This is a genomic window from Roseateles sp. (assembly GCF_019237615.1).
Lineage (GTDB): Bacteria > Pseudomonadota > Gammaproteobacteria > Burkholderiales > Burkholderiaceae_C > Pelomonas.
In genome coordinates this window covers 15,136-30,486 of the sequence record NZ_JAFAGT010000040.1, presented here as the reverse complement: position 1 = coordinate 30,486, position 15,351 = coordinate 15,136, and the positions used below count along the sequence as shown (strand labels likewise).

20 protein-coding genes are annotated in these 15,351 nt (G+C 69.3%); 5 read left to right on the top strand and 15 right to left on the bottom strand.

What is annotated here, in order from left to right; translation table 11 throughout:
* Positions 1–23: 23 nt before the first annotated feature.
* Both coxB and JOY88_RS07235 read right to left on the bottom strand, forming a co-directional pair.
* A complete protein-coding gene (gene coxB / locus JOY88_RS07240; RefSeq protein WP_524539191.1) occupies positions 24–1,202 on the bottom strand; it encodes a cytochrome c oxidase subunit II in 1,179 nt (392 codons plus the stop codon).
* A gap of 180 nt (positions 1,203–1,382) precedes the next feature.
* Positions 1,383–2,306, bottom strand: a complete 924-nt coding sequence (locus tag JOY88_RS07235) for a class I SAM-dependent methyltransferase (RefSeq protein ID WP_293501583.1) — start codon at positions 2,304–2,306, stop codon at positions 1,383–1,385.
* A 23-nt stretch (positions 2,307–2,329) separates the two neighbouring features.
* On the opposite strand from JOY88_RS07235, the gene JOY88_RS07230 reads away from it, so the two are divergent.
* Entirely contained in the window at positions 2,330–3,085 is a 756-nt protein-coding gene (locus tag JOY88_RS07230; protein ID WP_293501581.1) for a ComF family protein, read from the top strand.
* A 68-nt stretch (positions 3,086–3,153) separates the two neighbouring features.
* Positions 3,154–3,624 carry a tRNA (cytidine(34)-2'-O)-methyltransferase gene (locus tag JOY88_RS07225; protein ID WP_293501579.1) on the top strand — a complete coding sequence of 157 codons (471 nt, stop codon included), beginning with the start codon at positions 3,154–3,156 and terminating at the stop codon, positions 3,622–3,624.
* Positions 3,625–3,705: 81 nt separating this feature from the next.
* Here the strand turns inward: JOY88_RS07225 and JOY88_RS07220 are convergent, their stop codons facing one another.
* The 4 genes from JOY88_RS07220 to JOY88_RS07205 form a co-directional block, all read right to left on the bottom strand.
* Positions 3,706–4,704, bottom strand: coding sequence for an NAD(P)H-dependent glycerol-3-phosphate dehydrogenase (locus JOY88_RS07220; RefSeq protein ID WP_293501626.1), 999 nt, complete (start codon positions 4,702–4,704; stop codon positions 3,706–3,708).
* A 122-nt stretch (positions 4,705–4,826) separates the two neighbouring features.
* Entirely contained in the window at positions 4,827–5,300 is a 474-nt protein-coding gene (gene secB, locus JOY88_RS07215; RefSeq protein ID WP_293501577.1) for a protein-export chaperone SecB, read from the bottom strand.
* Positions 5,301–5,416: 116 nt separating this feature from the next.
* Positions 5,417–5,677, bottom strand: a complete 261-nt coding sequence (gene grxC / locus JOY88_RS07210; protein ID WP_293501575.1) for a glutaredoxin 3 — start codon at positions 5,675–5,677, stop codon at positions 5,417–5,419.
* A gap of 36 nt (positions 5,678–5,713) precedes the next feature.
* Positions 5,714–6,124, bottom strand: a complete 411-nt coding sequence (locus tag JOY88_RS07205) for a rhodanese-like domain-containing protein (RefSeq protein WP_293501573.1) — start codon at positions 6,122–6,124, stop codon at positions 5,714–5,716.
* Positions 6,125–6,212: 88 nt separating this feature from the next.
* Here JOY88_RS07205 and gpmA point away from each other — a divergent pair, with 88 nt between their 5' ends.
* Complete coding sequence (gene gpmA, locus JOY88_RS07200; RefSeq protein ID WP_293501572.1) at positions 6,213–6,956, top strand: 2,3-diphosphoglycerate-dependent phosphoglycerate mutase; 744 nt, start codon at positions 6,213–6,215, stop codon at positions 6,954–6,956.
* A gap of 140 nt (positions 6,957–7,096) precedes the next feature.
* Positions 7,097–7,282, top strand: coding sequence for a hypothetical protein (locus tag JOY88_RS07195; RefSeq protein ID WP_293501570.1), 186 nt, complete (start codon positions 7,097–7,099; stop codon positions 7,280–7,282).
* Positions 7,283–7,348: 66 nt separating this feature from the next.
* Here the strand turns inward: JOY88_RS07195 and JOY88_RS07190 are convergent, their stop codons facing one another.
* The 8 genes from JOY88_RS07190 to JOY88_RS07155 form a co-directional block, all read right to left on the bottom strand.
* Positions 7,349–8,011, bottom strand: a complete 663-nt coding sequence (locus tag JOY88_RS07190) for an SdpI family protein (RefSeq protein WP_293501568.1) — start codon at positions 8,009–8,011, stop codon at positions 7,349–7,351.
* Positions 8,004–8,315 carry an autorepressor SdpR family transcription factor gene (locus tag JOY88_RS07185; protein ID WP_293501566.1) on the bottom strand — a complete coding sequence of 104 codons (312 nt, stop codon included), beginning with the start codon at positions 8,313–8,315 and terminating at the stop codon, positions 8,004–8,006. The genes JOY88_RS07190 and JOY88_RS07185 overlap by 8 nt, the downstream gene beginning before the upstream one ends.
* A 62-nt stretch (positions 8,316–8,377) precedes the next feature.
* Positions 8,378–9,109: a lysophospholipid acyltransferase family protein gene (locus tag JOY88_RS07180; protein WP_293501564.1), complete on the bottom strand. Its 732-nt coding sequence runs from the start codon at positions 9,107–9,109 to the stop codon at positions 8,378–8,380.
* Positions 9,106–10,410, bottom strand: a complete 1,305-nt coding sequence (locus tag JOY88_RS07175; RefSeq protein ID WP_293501563.1) for a dihydroorotase — start codon at positions 10,408–10,410, stop codon at positions 9,106–9,108. Before JOY88_RS07175 ends, JOY88_RS07180 begins: the two co-directional genes overlap by 4 nt.
* On the bottom strand, positions 10,407–11,369 hold the full coding sequence (locus JOY88_RS07170) for an aspartate carbamoyltransferase catalytic subunit (RefSeq protein WP_293501562.1): 963 nt from the start codon (positions 11,367–11,369) through the stop codon (positions 10,407–10,409). Before JOY88_RS07170 ends, JOY88_RS07175 begins: the two co-directional genes overlap by 4 nt.
* Entirely contained in the window at positions 11,369–11,854 is a 486-nt protein-coding gene (gene pyrR, locus JOY88_RS07165) for a bifunctional pyr operon transcriptional regulator/uracil phosphoribosyltransferase PyrR (RefSeq protein ID WP_293501561.1), read from the bottom strand. The genes JOY88_RS07170 and pyrR overlap by 1 nt, the downstream gene beginning before the upstream one ends.
* Positions 11,851–12,249, bottom strand: coding sequence for a Holliday junction resolvase RuvX (gene ruvX, locus JOY88_RS07160; RefSeq protein ID WP_293501560.1), 399 nt, complete (start codon positions 12,247–12,249; stop codon positions 11,851–11,853). Before ruvX ends, pyrR begins: the two co-directional genes overlap by 4 nt.
* Positions 12,249–12,836 carry a YqgE/AlgH family protein gene (locus JOY88_RS07155; RefSeq protein WP_293501559.1) on the bottom strand — a complete coding sequence of 196 codons (588 nt, stop codon included), beginning with the start codon at positions 12,834–12,836 and terminating at the stop codon, positions 12,249–12,251. Before JOY88_RS07155 ends, ruvX begins: the two co-directional genes overlap by 1 nt.
* 14 nt (positions 12,837–12,850) lie before the next feature.
* On the opposite strand from JOY88_RS07155, the gene JOY88_RS07150 reads away from it, so the two are divergent.
* Positions 12,851–14,335, top strand: a complete 1,485-nt coding sequence (locus JOY88_RS07150; RefSeq protein WP_293501557.1) for a cryptochrome/photolyase family protein — start codon at positions 12,851–12,853, stop codon at positions 14,333–14,335.
* Here JOY88_RS07150 and JOY88_RS07145 read toward each other — a convergent pair.
* On the bottom strand, positions 14,313–15,350 hold the full coding sequence (locus JOY88_RS07145; RefSeq protein ID WP_293501555.1) for a GGDEF domain-containing protein: 1,038 nt from the start codon (positions 15,348–15,350) through the stop codon (positions 14,313–14,315). The two genes, JOY88_RS07150 and JOY88_RS07145, sit on opposite strands and share 23 nt — an antisense overlap.
* Position 15,351: the final 1 nt, after the last annotated feature.

The following is a 15,351-nucleotide window of genomic DNA, read 5'->3' as shown; positions in this document are numbered from 1 at the left end:
TTCCTCTGATTCGGCGTTCGGGCTTACTTGCGCGCGGCGACCACTTCGGCCGGCTGCACCGTCTGACCCGTCTTGTTGGACCAGCTGTTCTTCGTGTACGTGATCAGCGCGGCGATGTCGGTGTCGCTCAGCTGCTTCCAGGCGGGCATGCCCTTGTCCATGCGGCCGTTCAGCACGACCTGGATCTGCTCCAGGTGGTTCTCGGCCAGCACGACGGGCGACTTGTCCAGCGGCTTGATCGGGCCGGCACCGGTGCCGTCGGGCTTGTGGCAGACCGCGCAGTTGGCGGCATAGACCTTCTCGCCGCGGGCGATCAGGGCCGCCTGCTCCCAGACCTTGCTCGGGTCGTCGGCCTTGGCGGCCATTTCCTTCTGCTTGCCCTCGACCCACTTGGTGTAGTCCTCGGCGGACACGACCTTCACGTGGATGGGCATGTAGGCATGCTCCTTGCCGCACAACTCGGCGCACTGGCCGTAGTAGTCGCCCACCTTCTCGGCCTTGAACCAGGTGTCGCGCACGAAGCCGGGGATGGCGTCCTGCTTGACGCCGAAGGCCGGCACCATCCATGCGTGGATGACGTCGTTGGCCGTCGTGATGATGCGGACCTTCTTGTCCACCGGCACGATCAGCGGGTTGTCGACCTTGAGCAGGTAGTCGTCGACCGGCGCGGGATTGCCGGAGTTGGACTGCTCGCGCTGCTCGGTGTCCAGCGTGGCCAGGAAGCTGATGCCCTCGCCCTCGCCCTTCAGGTAGTCGTAACCCCACTTCCACTGGTAGCCGGTAGCCTTGATGGTCACGTCGGCGTTGGTCGTGTCCTTCATCGCGACGACCACCTTGGTGGCCGGCAGCGCCATGCCGATGACGATGAGGAAGGGCACCACGGTCCAGGCGATCTCGACGGCCACACTCTCGTGGAAGTTGGCGGACACCGCGCCCTTGGACTTGCGGTGCTTGAAGATGGAATAGAACATCACGCCGAACACCGCCACGAAGATGACGAGGCAGACGATCAGCATGAAGTTGTGCAACCACATCTGGTCACGGGCGATGTTGGTCACCGGCTCGTGCAGATTGATCTGATTGACGCCCGGGCCGCCCTTGAGGTCGTTCACCGCGAGGGCCGGGCCCGCCGCCAGGGCCGTCGCCGCCGCGGCCCAACGGCCCCAAGCGCGTGAGGCGCTCTGCACTCGTGCGTTCATCATCGTCATGGTTGTCACTTGGTTCTTTGAAAAGCGGGGCTTGCAATCCGGTCATACGACCTGATTTGCAACGCAAGTTCCGTGGAGTGGACCGGGTTTGTGCCAGTCCTTGATGCGGCGCAAGAGTTTAGCCCAGGCCCATCCCGCCTCAGGGGCGCGCCAGCCCCGGGGAATCACCCACCTTCAGCCCGATTCGCGCCCCTTGCGCAGCGAGGCGCGCATGGCGTCGACGGACACATGCGTCTCGGCCGCGACGGTCAGCCGCGGCGCGGCCTTGAAGGCATGGCCGAACACCAGCTCCAACGTCAGCGCCAGCCGCCCTTCGGCGTCGCGCAGCGTATCCAGCTCCACCAGCAGCCGCTCGCGCCAGGCGCGCCCGCGCAGGCCGGCGAAGCGCGTCGGCGCCAGATTGCCGCCCAGCGCACGCAAGTCCGCCAGCAGGCTCTCGGGGCTGGCCCAGGTCAGGCGAAGCCTCTGCTGGTCCATGACGGGGTCGGCGAAGCCGGCCTTCAGCACCAGATCACCGATGTCGTGCATGTCCCACCAGTCCGGCGCCGGCCGGCCCCAGCCGTTGCGGGCGTAAAGCGCGCGCAGCTCGACGAAGCTGTCCGGCCCCAGGCAGGAGAACATGACGAAGCCACCCACCGCGATGCTGGCCTGCCAGGCGCCCAGCAGCGCGGGCAGGTCGGCACAGGCATGCAGGGCCATGTTGGACCAGAGCAGGTCCACCTCGGGCCGGGCTGGCAGCGCCTCGACCTGCCCCAGGGACTCACCACGCAGCTTGCGCCACCAGTTCAGCGCGCGCGCCTGGGCGGCACGCGTGGCCAGCACGGCGTCCGCCTCGTGCCACAGCAGCTGGGCGCTCGGATAGGCCAGCCGCAACAGTTCCGCGCTGGCGCCCAACGTGGGCGAGGCGTCGAGCACGCGGGCCGGCTGGAGCTTGATGTAGCCCAGGCGCTCGGCCATGCGGCCCGCCACCTCGGCATGCAGCCAAGGCGACTGCTGGGCTCCGGCCAGGCGCCGCGCGTGGTGGAGCAGCGCGGCCGCGTCCAGGTCCTGGGGCCGCGGCCCCTTGTTTGAAGTAGGGGTCGATGCCGGCTCGTTCATGGGCCGCTCAGTATATTGAGGCGATGCCCGAGCGTCCCTTGCCCGCCTGCAAGCCCGCACCGATCGGGAAGGTGCTGCTGCGCTGCGCCGGCCAATGCACCGTCTGCCGGACCTGGAGCCGCCAGACCATTTGCGAGGGCTGCCTGGCCCTCTACGCCCGCCCGCAGCCGCGCTGCTGGACCTGCGCGGCCCGCCTGCCGCTGGAGCTCCTCGGCCGGCCGCGACCGCAATGCGGGCGCTGCCTGCGCGAGGCGCCGCCGCTGGACCGCACCATCGCCGCGCTGGACTACCGCTTTCCCTGGGATGGCCTGCTGCAGCAGTACGAGTACCACCAGGCGCTGGACCTGCGCGAGAGCCTGCTGGAGCGACTGAACACGGCGCTGAGCGCGGCCGCGGTCGAAGCACCGGACTGGCTGCTGCCCGTACCGGTGTCGGCCGATCGCCTGCGCGAGCGCGGCTACAACCAGTCGCACGAACTGGCCCGCGCGCTGGCGCGGCGGCGCGGCCTGCGCTGCAAGCCCGAGCTGCTGCAGCGCGTGCGCCACAACCGTCGCCAGGCCGAACTCCAACTGGAGGCGCGCGCGGCCAATGTGCGCGGCGTCTTCGCCGTCGAGCCGCTGCACGCGGCCCGCCTGCGCGGCAGCAGCGTCGCGCTGCTGGACGACGTGATGACCAGCGGCGCCACACTGTTCGAACTGGCCGGCCTGCTGCTCAACACCGGCGTGATGAGCGTGCAGGCCTGGGTCATCGCGCGCACGCCCGAGCCCGGGGACGAATGAAGCGCTCGCGACCGCCGGACGCAATGTGTCCGGGCTCCCCCTCTTGGGCCGGCCCGATACTCCCGACCATGTTCCACATCGTCCTCGTCCAGCCGGAGATTCCGCCCAACACCGGCAACGTGATCCGGCTCGCCGCCAACACCGGCTGCAGCCTGCACCTGATCGAACCGCTGGGTTTCTCGATGGAGGACCGGCTGCTGCAGCGCGCCGGCCTGGATTACCACGAGTACGCCCGCGTGCAGCGCCACGCCGACTGGGCATCCTTGCTCGCAGCCGAGTCGCCCGACCCGGCGCGCATGTTCGCCTTCACGACGCGCGGCAGCCGACCCTTTGGCGAGGTCGCGTGGCAGCCGGGCGACTGGCTGGTCTTCGGCAGCGAAACGGCCGGACTGGCGCCGGCGCTGCGCGACGGCTTCCCCACGGCGCAGCGCGTGCGCCTGCCCATGCGCGCAGGCCAGCGCAGCCTCAACCTGAGCAACAGCGTCGCGGTCGCCGTCTTCGAGGCCTGGCGGCAGAACGGCTATGCCGGCGGAGTCTGAGGCCCAAGGCCCCTCATCCAAGGAATACCTTCGCAATGACGAGCCCCGGGAACGGCCTGGCGCTCAGCCCATGGACCCGCCCTACTCCGCCTTCGCGTCGCGCCCCATCAGGCGCGCAACCGCCTCGGACACGCGCAGCCGGCCGTCCAGCAAGGCCACCATGGCCTCGGTGATGGGCATTTCGACACCGGCCGCGCGGGCCCGCGCCAGCACGGTTGGCGCGCTGTAGACGCCCTCGGCCACATGACCGAGCCGGGCCAGGATCTGCGGCAGGGCCAGGCCTTGCGCCAGCATCAGGCCGACGCGGCGGTTGCGCGACAGGTCACCTGTGGCCGTCAGCACGAGGTCGCCCAGGCCCGACAGGCCCATGAAGGTCTCGGCCCGCGCACCCAGCGCCTGGCCCAGGCGCAGCATCTCGGCCAGGCCGCGGGTGATGAGCGCGGCGCGCGCATTCAGCCCCGGCGCATCCGGCGCGACGCCCGAGAGGCCATCGCAGACGCCCACCGCGATGGCCATGACGTTCTTGACCGCGCCGCCGACCTCGACGCCTGCGGGGTCGCTGGAGGTGTAGACGCGCAGCCGGTCGCCATGGAAGGCATCGACGGCGGCCTGGGCCAGGTCGGCGTCCTCGCTGGCCGCGACCAGGGCCGTGGGCCGGCCGGCCGCCACCTCCTGCGCGAAGCTGGGGCCGGACAGCACGCCCACGCGCATCCCCGGCTGCAGCTCGCGCGCGATCTCGTGGCCCAACCGCCCCGTACCGGCCTCGAAGCCCTTGCACAGCCACAGCACGCGCTGCGTGGACGGGAGCGCGGCCAGCGTCTCGCGCAGGCCGGACATCGGCGTGGCGACGATGGTCAGACCCTGCGCCGCATGGGCGATGGAGGCCTCGCGGTCGGCGGTCAGGCCCAGCGCGGCAGGCAGATCGCTGTCGGGCAGGTAGGCCGCGTTGCGGCGGCTCGCACGCATCTGCGCCACGGCTGCGGCATCGCGCCCCCACAGACTCACCTCATGACCGGCATTGGCCGCCTGGATGGCCATGGCCGTGCCCCAGGCGCCGGCGCCAAGCACGCTGATCTTCATCGTCGTCATGCGCGGAAGTGTCCACCAAGAAAACAAAACGCCCCGCGCTCGGCGGGGCGTCATCACGGCCGGGGCTCATGCCCGCCGGCCCGCAGGCCGCCAGGCCTGTCCTCGGTCCAGGCTCAGTTGACCGACTGGCCGCCCTGGGCGGCGCGCTGGGCCTGCTGGGCCTCGAACATGGCCTGGAAGTTCACTTCGGTCAGCAGCACGGGCGGGAAGCCGGCGCGGGTGCAGACGTCCGAGACGATGGCGCGCAGATAGGGGTAGACCATCTGCGGGCAGACGATGCCGAGGATGCCCTCGACCTGGTCCTGCGGCACGTTGCGGATCTCGAAGATGCCGGCTTGCTTGGCCTCGACCAGGAACAGCGTCTTGTCGCCGACCTTGGTGTTGACGGTGGCCGTCACGCAGACCTCGTAGATGCCGTCGGTGACGTTTTCGGCCGACAGCGTCAGGTTGATATCGACCTGCGGCTGCTGCTGCTCCAGCAGGATGTGCGGCGCGTTGGGCTGCTCCAGCGACAGATCCTTCAGGTACATGCGCTGGATCTGGAACACGGGGGTGCCCTCGGGGGCAGCTTGGATCTCGTCGGCCATGGGATTCTTTCGAGCGGAGAAGTCAAACAAAAGCCCGCAGGCGCTGTGCTGCGGGCGGTGAAGGGATTATGAGCGAGGCCCCGTGACAAGCCGATCGGGCTTGCCCGGGCTTGAAATCACGCGGCCTGGAGCAAGGGCATCAGACCGCCCTGCTGATCCAGCGCGATCAGGTCGTCGCAGCCACCCACATGGGTGTCCCCGATGAAGATCTGCGGCACCGTGCGGCGGCCGGTCTTGTCCATCATGGACTGGCGCTCGGCCGGGTTCAGGTCGACGCGAACCTCATCGATCTGCTCCACGCCGCGCTGCTTCAGCAGCATCTTGGCGCGCACGCAGAACGGGCAGACCAGGGTCGTATACATCTTGACGGAAGCCATTCACCAATCCTCTCGGGCAGTCTTGCGATGATCCGCTCAGGCGGACTTCTCGATCGGCAGATTGGCGTCGCGCCAGGCCTTGAGGCCGCCTGCCAGCGCCTGGGCCTTCTCATAGCCCAGCTTGCGCATCATGCCCGCGGCGCGGCCGGCGCGTGCGCCGGTCGGGCACACCAGCACCAGCGGCAGGGCCTTGTTGCTGGGCAGGGACTTGTGGCCCTCCATCTGGCCGAAGGGGATGTTGCGCGCGCCGACCGCGTGGCCCTTGGCAAACTCCTCCGGCTCGCTGACGTCGATGAGCACGCCTTTCTCGCGGTTGATCAGTTGCACCGCCTCGGCCGGGCCGATGGCGGCCCCCTGTGAGCCTGACACCAGCAGGGGCCAGAGCAGCATGCCGCCGGACACCAGGGCAGCGACGAGCAGAAACCAGTTCTCGATCAGGAAGTTCAAGCAAGCATCCCGTGTAATTCAACGAAGCCGATCATTATCGCCGGGCCGGATAATCCGCGGCTTCCCACCCTCTGTGCGCATCCCGCCCATGTACAAGCTCGTCCTCATCCGCCACGGCGAATCGACCTGGAACCTGGAAAACCGCTTCACCGGCTGGACCGATGTGGACCTGACGCCCACCGGCGTGGAACAGGCCAAGACGGCTGGCCGGCTGCTGAAGGAAGCCGGCTACGACTTCGACATCGCCTACACCTCGGTGCTCAAGCGCGCCGTCTGGACGCTGTGGCATTGCCTGGACCAGATGGAGCGCACCTGGCTGCCGGTGCGCCATGCCTGGCGCCTGAACGAGCGCCACTACGGCGCGCTGCAAGGCCTGAACAAGGCCGACATGGCCAAGCAGTACGGCGATGAACAGGTGCTTGTCTGGCGCCGCAGCTACGACACGCCGCCGCCGGCACTGGAGGCGGGAGACCCGCGCAGCGAGCGCGGCGACCGCCGCTATGCCGGCCTGGCCGACGGCGAAGTGCCGCTGACCGAATGCCTGAAGGACACCGTTGCCCGCGTGCTGCCGTTCTGGAACGAGACCGTCGCGCCGACCATCAAGTCCGGCCAGCGCGTGCTGATCGCCGCCCATGGCAACAGCATCCGCGCGCTGGTGAAGTACCTGGACGGCATCGCCGACGACGCCATCGTCGGCGTCAACATCCCCAACGGCATCCCGCTGGTCTACGAGCTGGACGCCGACCTCAAGCCCATCAAGAGCTACTACCTGGGCGACGCCGAGGCGGCCGCCAAGGCCGCCGCCGCCGTCGCGGCTCAGGGCAAGGCCTGAGCGAAGCGGTGCTGGCGGGGCCGGCGCGGACGGTCGAGCCCATCAGCCGCCGCGACATGCCGGGCGATTCATGCGGCGCGATTTGCCGCACCGCCGGGCCCAGGCGCCGGACTTGGCCGGCGGCGCCTGGCTCGCCGCGCGTGCAGTTGCAGCTGAACCTCCACCACTACCGCATCGCCCATGTCGGCGAATCGCTGGGGCACCTCGCCCGCGCGCTGGGCCTGGATCTGTTGGAGCACGTCCAGCTCGCCGGCGTCAACAGCCGGAACGAACGCGAGGCGGACGAGTACGCGGCCGAGCCGGCCCGGCAGGTCACGCGCAGCTGAAACGGCGCCATCGGCCTGGGGCAGCGGACCCGCGGCGACACGCGGGCCGGGCCGGGCTGAACCAGCTCAGTCCCCGCCGCCCTGCCGGCGCCACAGCCAGTAGGACTTGAACACCGATGCCAGCGCTGCGGTCAGCGTTGCGACGCAGATCGGGACGGCCTGCCATCGGGCCGGCAGGGGCGACATCGACAGCGCCAGCAACAGCAGGCCGGCCGCGACGAAGGCCTTGCCGGCGAAGCGGTGCGTCTGGTCCCAGACACGCTCGTTGGCCAGCGTCCACGGCGTGCGGATGCCCACCGTGTAGTTGGCGCGCAGCTTGCCCAGCACATTGCCCATGGCGATGAAAAGTCCGCCCACCAGCAGCATCGGCAGCTTGGGCACCGGCCCCGACAGGCCCAGCGACATCGCGACCACCTGGGCCTGCACCAGTGCCAGCAGCAGGGAGACCGCGACCCAGATCGTCGAGATGGCCTTGCCCGACTTGCGCAGGTTCTCGCCACGCGGATCCAGGCGCGGCAGCAGCCACCGCAGGCCGAGGAGTACCAGTGCCAGCAGCGGCAGCATGAAGAGACCCTTGCCGGCGCTGGCCCAGCCATCGGCCTCGCCCTGCGCGTTGAAATGCACCGGCACCAGGGCGCCCGCCGGCAGCTGGGCGAAAGCCCAGGCACCCGCCAGCGCCATGGCCGCGATCAGCGCGATCTGGATGGGAGTGCTGAATCGTTCAAGCATGTGAGCCTCCGGGCTTGCGGCGGGTTGAGGATCTGACTTTGGTCTCGCCGATGCCGAAGACCTCGGCGAAGCCCAGCAAGGCCTCCTCCAGCGTCGACACGTTGAGTCGATAGGTGATCGTGGTGCCGGCGCGGTCGGAGCTCACGAGGTCGGCCTCGCGCAGCACGGCGAAGTGGCCCGACAGCGTCGGCTTGGACAGGTCGAAGCAGTCGGCCAGCTCGCCGGCCGTCATCTCGCGCTCGCGCAGCAACTGCAGGATGCGCCGCCGCGTCGGATCGCTCAATGCCTTGAAGACCTTGTCCATGATTCGCTATTTTGCAAATTAACAAAACAGAAGGCAAGCCCCCGGCGCCAGAGGGGCACGAGTCAGCCCAACCGGGCGGCGATCTGACTGCGCAGCACCTCGCCCAGGCCGCGTCGGTCCTGGTCCCCGGCCATGACGCTGGGCAGCATCTGGACCGAAATGGCCAGGCCTCGTGCCGAGGCGATGCGCCACAGGCTCTGCAACAGCGTCGTGTCGCCGATGAAGCGGGCCGCGCTGCTGAAGCGCTCGTCCGGCTCATGCCAGCGCAGCACCACGGGCAGTACCGGCGCCTGCACGGACACCGCCGCCTGCAGCAGGTTGGCGTGGAATGGCAGCAGCTCGGGGCCCGCGCCCGTGGTGCCCTCGGGGAAGACGGCCACGCAGTCGCCCGCCTGAAGCGCGGCGGCCGTCTGGTGCACCACCCGCAGCGCGTCGCGCTTGCTGCTGCGCTCGATGAACAAGGTACCGGCGCCCTCGACAAGGGCGCCCACCAGCGGCCAATGCTTCACGTCGGCCTTGGAGACGAAGCGGGCCTGCGGCAGCACCGCATGCACCGCCGCAATGTCCAGCCAGGAGACATGATTGGCCACCATCAGATGTCCCGCCGGCACGGCCTGGCCCTCGGACTCCAGCGTGATGCCGAGGATGCGCAGCGTCTTGATGGACCACCACTGGATCAGCCCATGCCGCTCGGCCGCCGTTAGCAGGTCGAAGCGCCGCCTGACGATCCACAGGCCGTGCAGCGTGTGGGGCGCAAGGCGCGCGAGGCGCCAGGCGGCGACCAGGCTTCTCATTCAGCCCCGTAGGCGATATGGCCCGCGACCAGCGTGCAGCGCACCCGTGCCGGCAGCTCGAAGCCGCTGGAAGCGAACGCGAACGGCGTGTGCTTGCCCTGGCTGGTCAGCGCCTCGGAGGTCACGGCCCAGCTGGCGCCGGCGTCGAAGACACAGACATCGGCCACGCCGCCCTCGACCAGGCGGCCGGCGCTGGCCGCCAGCGAGCCCAGTGCGCTGCCCAGCACGCGTACCGGCTCGGCCGTGACGACGGCCAGCGCGCGCTGCAGCGGCAGGCCGGCGTCCCGGGCCCAGCGCAGGCTCAGGCTCAAGAGCAGCTCCAGGCCCGTCGCGCCGGGCGTGGCCTCGGCGAAGGGCACGGCCTTCTCGTCACTGGTGACGGGCATGTGATCGGACACCAGGGCGTCGATGGTGCCGTCCGCCAGGCCGGCGCGCAGCGCATCGCGGTCGCGGCCCTGGCGCAGCGGCGGCGTCAGACGCATGGCCGAGTCGAAGTAGCCGATGTCGACGTCGCTGAGGTGCAGCGAGTTGATGGACACGTCGGCCGTGACGGGCAGGCCCTCGCGCTTGGCGGCGCGCACCAGCTCGACGCCGGCCGCACTGCTGAGGCGACAGATGTGCACCCGGGCGCCAGTCGCGCGGACCAGTTCGAAGATGGTGTGCAACGCCACCGTCTCGGCCGCAGCCGGCACGCCGGACAGGCCCAGCCGCGTCGCGACCGCACCGCTGGCGGCCACGCCGCCGCCCAGCCAGGCGTCCTGCGGGCGCAGCCAGACGGTGTAGCCGTAGGTCGCGGCATACTGCAGCGCCCGGCTCAGCACCAGCGTGTCCTTGATGGCCACCTCGGCCTGCGAGAAGCCGATGCAGCCAGCCTCGGTCAGCTCGGCCATCTCGGTCAGCGCGCCGCCCTCCAGCTGGCGCGTCAGCGCGCCGAGCGGGAACAGCCGGCAGCGGCTCAGCTTGCGGGCACGGAACTTCAGCATCTCGACCAGGCCCGGCTCATCCAGCACCGGGTCGGTGTCGGGCGGGCACACGAGGCTGGTCACGCCGCCGGCGGCCGCGGCTGCGAGTTCGCTCTCCAGCAGGCCTTCATGCTCATGGCCGGGCTCGCGCAGGCGGGCGCACAGGTCCACCAGGCCGGGAGCGACGACGAGACCCGTCGCATCGACCACGCGCTCGGCGGCGAAATCGGTCGCATCGCCCAAGTGCACGATGCGGCCATTGGCGATGGCGACGTCGCCGACGCGATCAAGATTGGAGGCCGGATCGACAAGACGGCCGTTCTTGATGAGGATCTTCATGCTTCGTTCCCTGCCAGAATGGCCATGACGGCCATGCGCACCGCGATGCCGAATGTCACCTGGGGCAGGATGACGCTGCTCTTGCCGTCCGCCACTTCGGAGGCGATCTCCACGCCACGGTTGATGGGCCCCGGATGCATGACGATGGCGTCGGGCTTGGCCAGTGCCAGCTTGTCCGGCGTCAGGCCGAAGTGCTTGAAGAACTCGCCGCTGCTGGGCAGCATGCCGCCGTTCATGCGCTCGTTCTGCAGTCGCAGCATGATGACGACGTCGGCGTCGCGCACGCCCTCGGCCATGTCGTGGCAGACGCGCACGCCCATGTCGCGCAGGTCGCCGGGCACCAGCGTCTTGGGGCCCACCGCACGGATCTCCGGCACGCCCAGGATACTGAGCGCATGGATGTCGCTGCGGGCCACGCGCGAATGCACGATGTCGCCGACGATGGCCACCGTGAGGTTGCGGAAGTCGCTCTTGAAGTGCCGGATCGTGTACATGTCCAGCAGGCCCTGCGTCGGGTGCGCATGGCGGCCGTCGCCGGCGTTCACCACGTGCACGTGAGGCGCGCAATGCTGAGCGATCAGGTGGGGAGCGCCGCTCTCGCTGTGGCGCACGACGAACATGTCGGCGTGCATGGCGCTGAGGTTGGCTACCGTGTCCAGCAGCGTCTCGCCCTTGGCCGTGGAGCTGCGCGCGATATCCAGGTTGATGACATCCGCCGACAGGCGCTTGGCCGCGATCTCGAAGGTGGTTCGGGTGCGCGTGCTGTTCTCGAAGAACAGGTTGAAAACCGACTTGCCGCGCAGCAGCGGCACCTTCTTGACCTCGCGGTCGTTGACGGACAGGAAGCTGCCCGCCGTATCCAGGATCTGCTCGATGACCGCGCGCGGCAGGCCTTCGACGGACAGCAGGTGGATCAGCTCACCATGCTTGTTCAGCTGGGGATTGCGTTTGCTGAGCATCACTTCACCTCGAACGAGAAGCGACCGCCGTCGGCGCGGGCCAGGCGCAGGCTCTGGTCGGCCCTGAGCGTCACACGCGCCGCCGAGAACGCCGGCTCTATGGGGAGTTCGCGCCCGCCGCGGTCCACCAACACGGCGAGCTGCACACGCGCCGGGCGGCCGAAATCGAAAAGCTCGTTGATGACGGCGCGCGTCGTGCGGCCGGTATAGAGCACATCGTCGATGAGCAGGATGTCGCGGCCGTTGACGTCGAAGGGCAGCGTCGTGTGATCGGCCTTGGCCAGGCCGCGCGAGCCGAAGTCGTCGCGGTGCAAGGCGCTGGAGATGGTGCCGGAGGCGACGCTGAAGTCGGCCGCCAGGCGTTCGGCCAGCCAGGCGCCGCCACTCCAGATGCCCACCAGGGCGGTGTCGGGTGTCAGCAGGCGCTGCACACCGCGTTTGAGCTCGAGGTACAGGGCCTCGGCATCGAGCAGCAGTTCACTCATGGGTGTTCTCGGAAAAACTGTTCCAGGATCAGTGCGGCGGCCGCGGCATCCACGTCGTGCGCGCCTTCCGCCTCGGCCTCGACGCTGGTGTAGCGCTCGTCCACCTCGAAGACAGGCAGGTGATAGCGCCCGCAGAGCCGGCGACCGAAGTTCTGCGCCTTGGCAGTCATCTCGTGCGGCGCGCCGTCAGGGTGGCGCGGCACGCCGATGACGAGGGCGTCGGGCTGCCAGGTCTTGATGAGGGCGGCGATGGCGTCGAAGTCGCCGCTCTTGAGCGTCACCCGCGGCTCGGCGGCGCCGAGCAGGCGCGTGCCCGAAGCCACGCCGATGCGGCGGGTGCCAAAGTCAAAAGCTAGGAAGGATTGGTGGGCCGGTGTGAGGGCGTCAGCCTTCATCACGCATGCCCCGCGTCCGAGCTGAGCATGCGCGGGTCAATGCCCAGCAGGCCCAGGGCCTTCTCGTAGCGCAGCTCGGCAGGGGTGTCGAAGATGATGGCCGGCGAGGCGTCCACCGTCAGCCAGCCATTGCGGCCGATTTCCTCTTCCAGCTGGCCGGCGGCCCAGCCGCTGTAGCCCAGCGTGACGAGCAGCTTCTTGGGGCCGGCGCCATTGGACAAGGCCTCCAGCACGTCGCGGCTGGTGGTCATCTCCAGGCCGCCGGGCACGGCCAGAGTCGCGTTGTAGTGGCCGCCCTCCTCGTCCAGCGGCTCGTGCAGCACGAATCCGCGGTCGGTCTGAACCGGGCCGCCGTAGAACACCGGGGTCTCTGCCAGCGGCTCGCTGGGCGGGCTCAGCTCGACCTTTTCGAACAGCGTGCCCAGCGTCAAGGAGATGGGCTTGTTGATGACCAGCCCCAGCGCACCGTTGTCGTTGTGCTCGCAGAGGTAGACCACAGTGCCGGCGAAAGCCTCGTCGGCCATGCCGGGCATGGCGATGAGGAACTGGTTGGTCAGGACGATCCGGTCGGCGGGCATGGCAACCATTTTATTCTGCGGGTATGAACCCCTCCGCCAATCAGGTCGACCGCGCCCTCGTCTGGTTCCGCCGCGACCTGCGCGTGGACGACCACGCCGCGCTGTATCGGGCGCTACGGAGCGCGAAACAGGTGTTCTGCGCCTTCGTGCTGGACCGCACCATCCTCGACGCCCTGCCCCGCACGGACCGGCGCGTGGAGTTCATCCTCGACGCGCTGCAGGTGCTGGACGAGGACTTGCGCCGACTGGGTGGTGCGCTGATCGTCCGCCACGGCTTCGCCGCCGACGAAATCCCGCGCCTGGCCACCGAGCTGGGAGTGCAGGCCGTGTTCGCCAACCACGACGACGAACCGCAGGCCCTGGAACGCGACGTCGTCGTGGCCGGGCGGCTGCGTGACTGCGGCACCGAGCTGCGCACGTTCAAGGACCATGTCGTCTTCGAGCGCCGCGAGGTCATGACGGCGGCGGGCGGGCCTTACGGCGTCTTCACGCCCTACAAGAACGCCTGGCTGCGCAAGGTGGACGGGTTCTACCTGAGCGGCTACCCGGTCGAGCGGCATGCGCGGGCGCTCGCGCGCAGCGACCAGGCCCGGGGCGTGCCGGAGCTCCAGGACATCGGCTTCGAGCCGGGCGGCCTGAGCAGGCATGTGGGCCGGGGCAGCCGCGGTGCCGGGGCGCTGCTGGACGACTTCCTGGACCGTATCGACCGGTACGCCGCCCAACGAGACTTCCCGGCCCTCAAGGGGCCCAGCTACCTGAGCGTGCACCTGCGCTTCGGCACCCTGTCCGTGCGCCGCCTGGCGCGCCTGGCCCACCAGCGCATGCAGGGCGGCGACCATGGAGCCGAGGTCTGGCTGTCGGAGCTGATCTGGCGCGATTTCTACCACCAGGTCATGCACCACCACCCGCACGCGATGACGGCCTCCTTCCGGCCCGAGTACGACGCCATTCGCTGGGACACCGGCCCGCAGGCCGACGCCCTCTTCCAGGCCTGGTGCGAGGGCCGCACCGGCTTCCCGCTGGTGGACGCGGCCATGCGCCAACTCCACCAGACCGGCTACATGCACAACCGCCTGCGCATGGTGACGGCCAGCTTTCTGTGCAAGGACCTGGGCCTGGACTGGCGCCGCGGCGAGGCCTGGTTCGCCCGGCAGTTGCTGGACTTCGACCTGGCCGCCAACAACGGTGGCTGGCAATGGGCCAGCAGCAGCGGCTGCGACGCCCAGCCCTGGTTTCGCGTATTCAACCCCACCACGCAGAGCGAGAAGTTCGATGCCAGAGGTCGCTTCATCCGCCGCTACTGTCCCGAACTGGCCGCCCTGGACGACAAGACCATCCATGCGCCCTGGGAGCGGGCGCCGCTGGCGATGGCGGGCGTGGACTACCCGCGGCCCGCCGTCGACCATGCCCTGGCTCGGGAACGGACGCTGGCGCGCTATGCCGTCGTCAAGTCGCGAACGCTGCCGCCCGGCGAGGCCGTTGGACTCAGAACAGCTCGACGTCGCTGAGCTGAGCGGTTTCCTGGATCACGCCGCTGGCGATCAGGGCCGCGTAGTTGTGCACCTGGTTGCGGCCATGTGCCTTGGCGTGATAGACGGCCTTGTCGGCGCGCTCGAAGGCGGCGGCCGGCGCATCGCCGGCGCGCACCTCGGTGAAGCCAATGCTGACGGTGATGCGCCCCACCTGCGGGAAGGCGTAGCGCTCCGTGTTCACCCGCAGACGCTCGAAGGCCTCGCCGGCATGGATCTCCTCGTCGCAGCACATCAGCACCACGAACTCCTCGCCGCCGAAGCGATAGAGCAGGTCGTGGAACCGGAAGGAGCCGCGCATCAACCGCGACAGCAGCAGCAGCACTTCGTCGCCAATCAGGTGGCCGAAACGGTCATTGACGGACTTGAAGTGGTCGATGTCGATGACACCCAGCACATAGTGTGGCGTGGCCGTCTCGTGGCGGCGGTCTTCGGCCTCGTACTTGAGCGCGTGCTTGGCCGGGATGTCGGACAGCACCTTCAGGAAGCTCTCGTCGAAGGTCTTGCGGTTGAGCAGGCCGGTCAACGTGTCACGCTCGGAGTAGTCCAACAGGCCCTGGAAGTTGTGATAGATGCGCAGCACGCTGCTGACCATGCGCTGCGCGCCCGTGCCCAGGCGGCGCGTGGACAGGATCTCTATGACACCGATGACGTCGCGGTCGGTCGCGATCGGGAACAGGTAGAGCCACTGCCCGGCCTGCGCCACCTGCGTCACGCTGCGGCTGCGCATGGCCTCCAGGCGTAGCGGATGGGCACTGGCCGGCGGCAGCGCCGCGGGCTTGGCCCACAGCGGGTCGGCTGACGCGACGGCGTCGCCAGCGCGCAGGTGGGCACGGGTCAGCCAGCGCTCCTCGCCAGGCTCGCCTACGCAGCGGTAGATCGCCACCGACTCCGGCTCCAGCAGGTCGCGCAATGCCATGACAAGCGTGACGTCCATGACGTCCCGGTCACGGAACCCGGTCAGCTCGGCAAGATGATCGACGACCTGGGACATG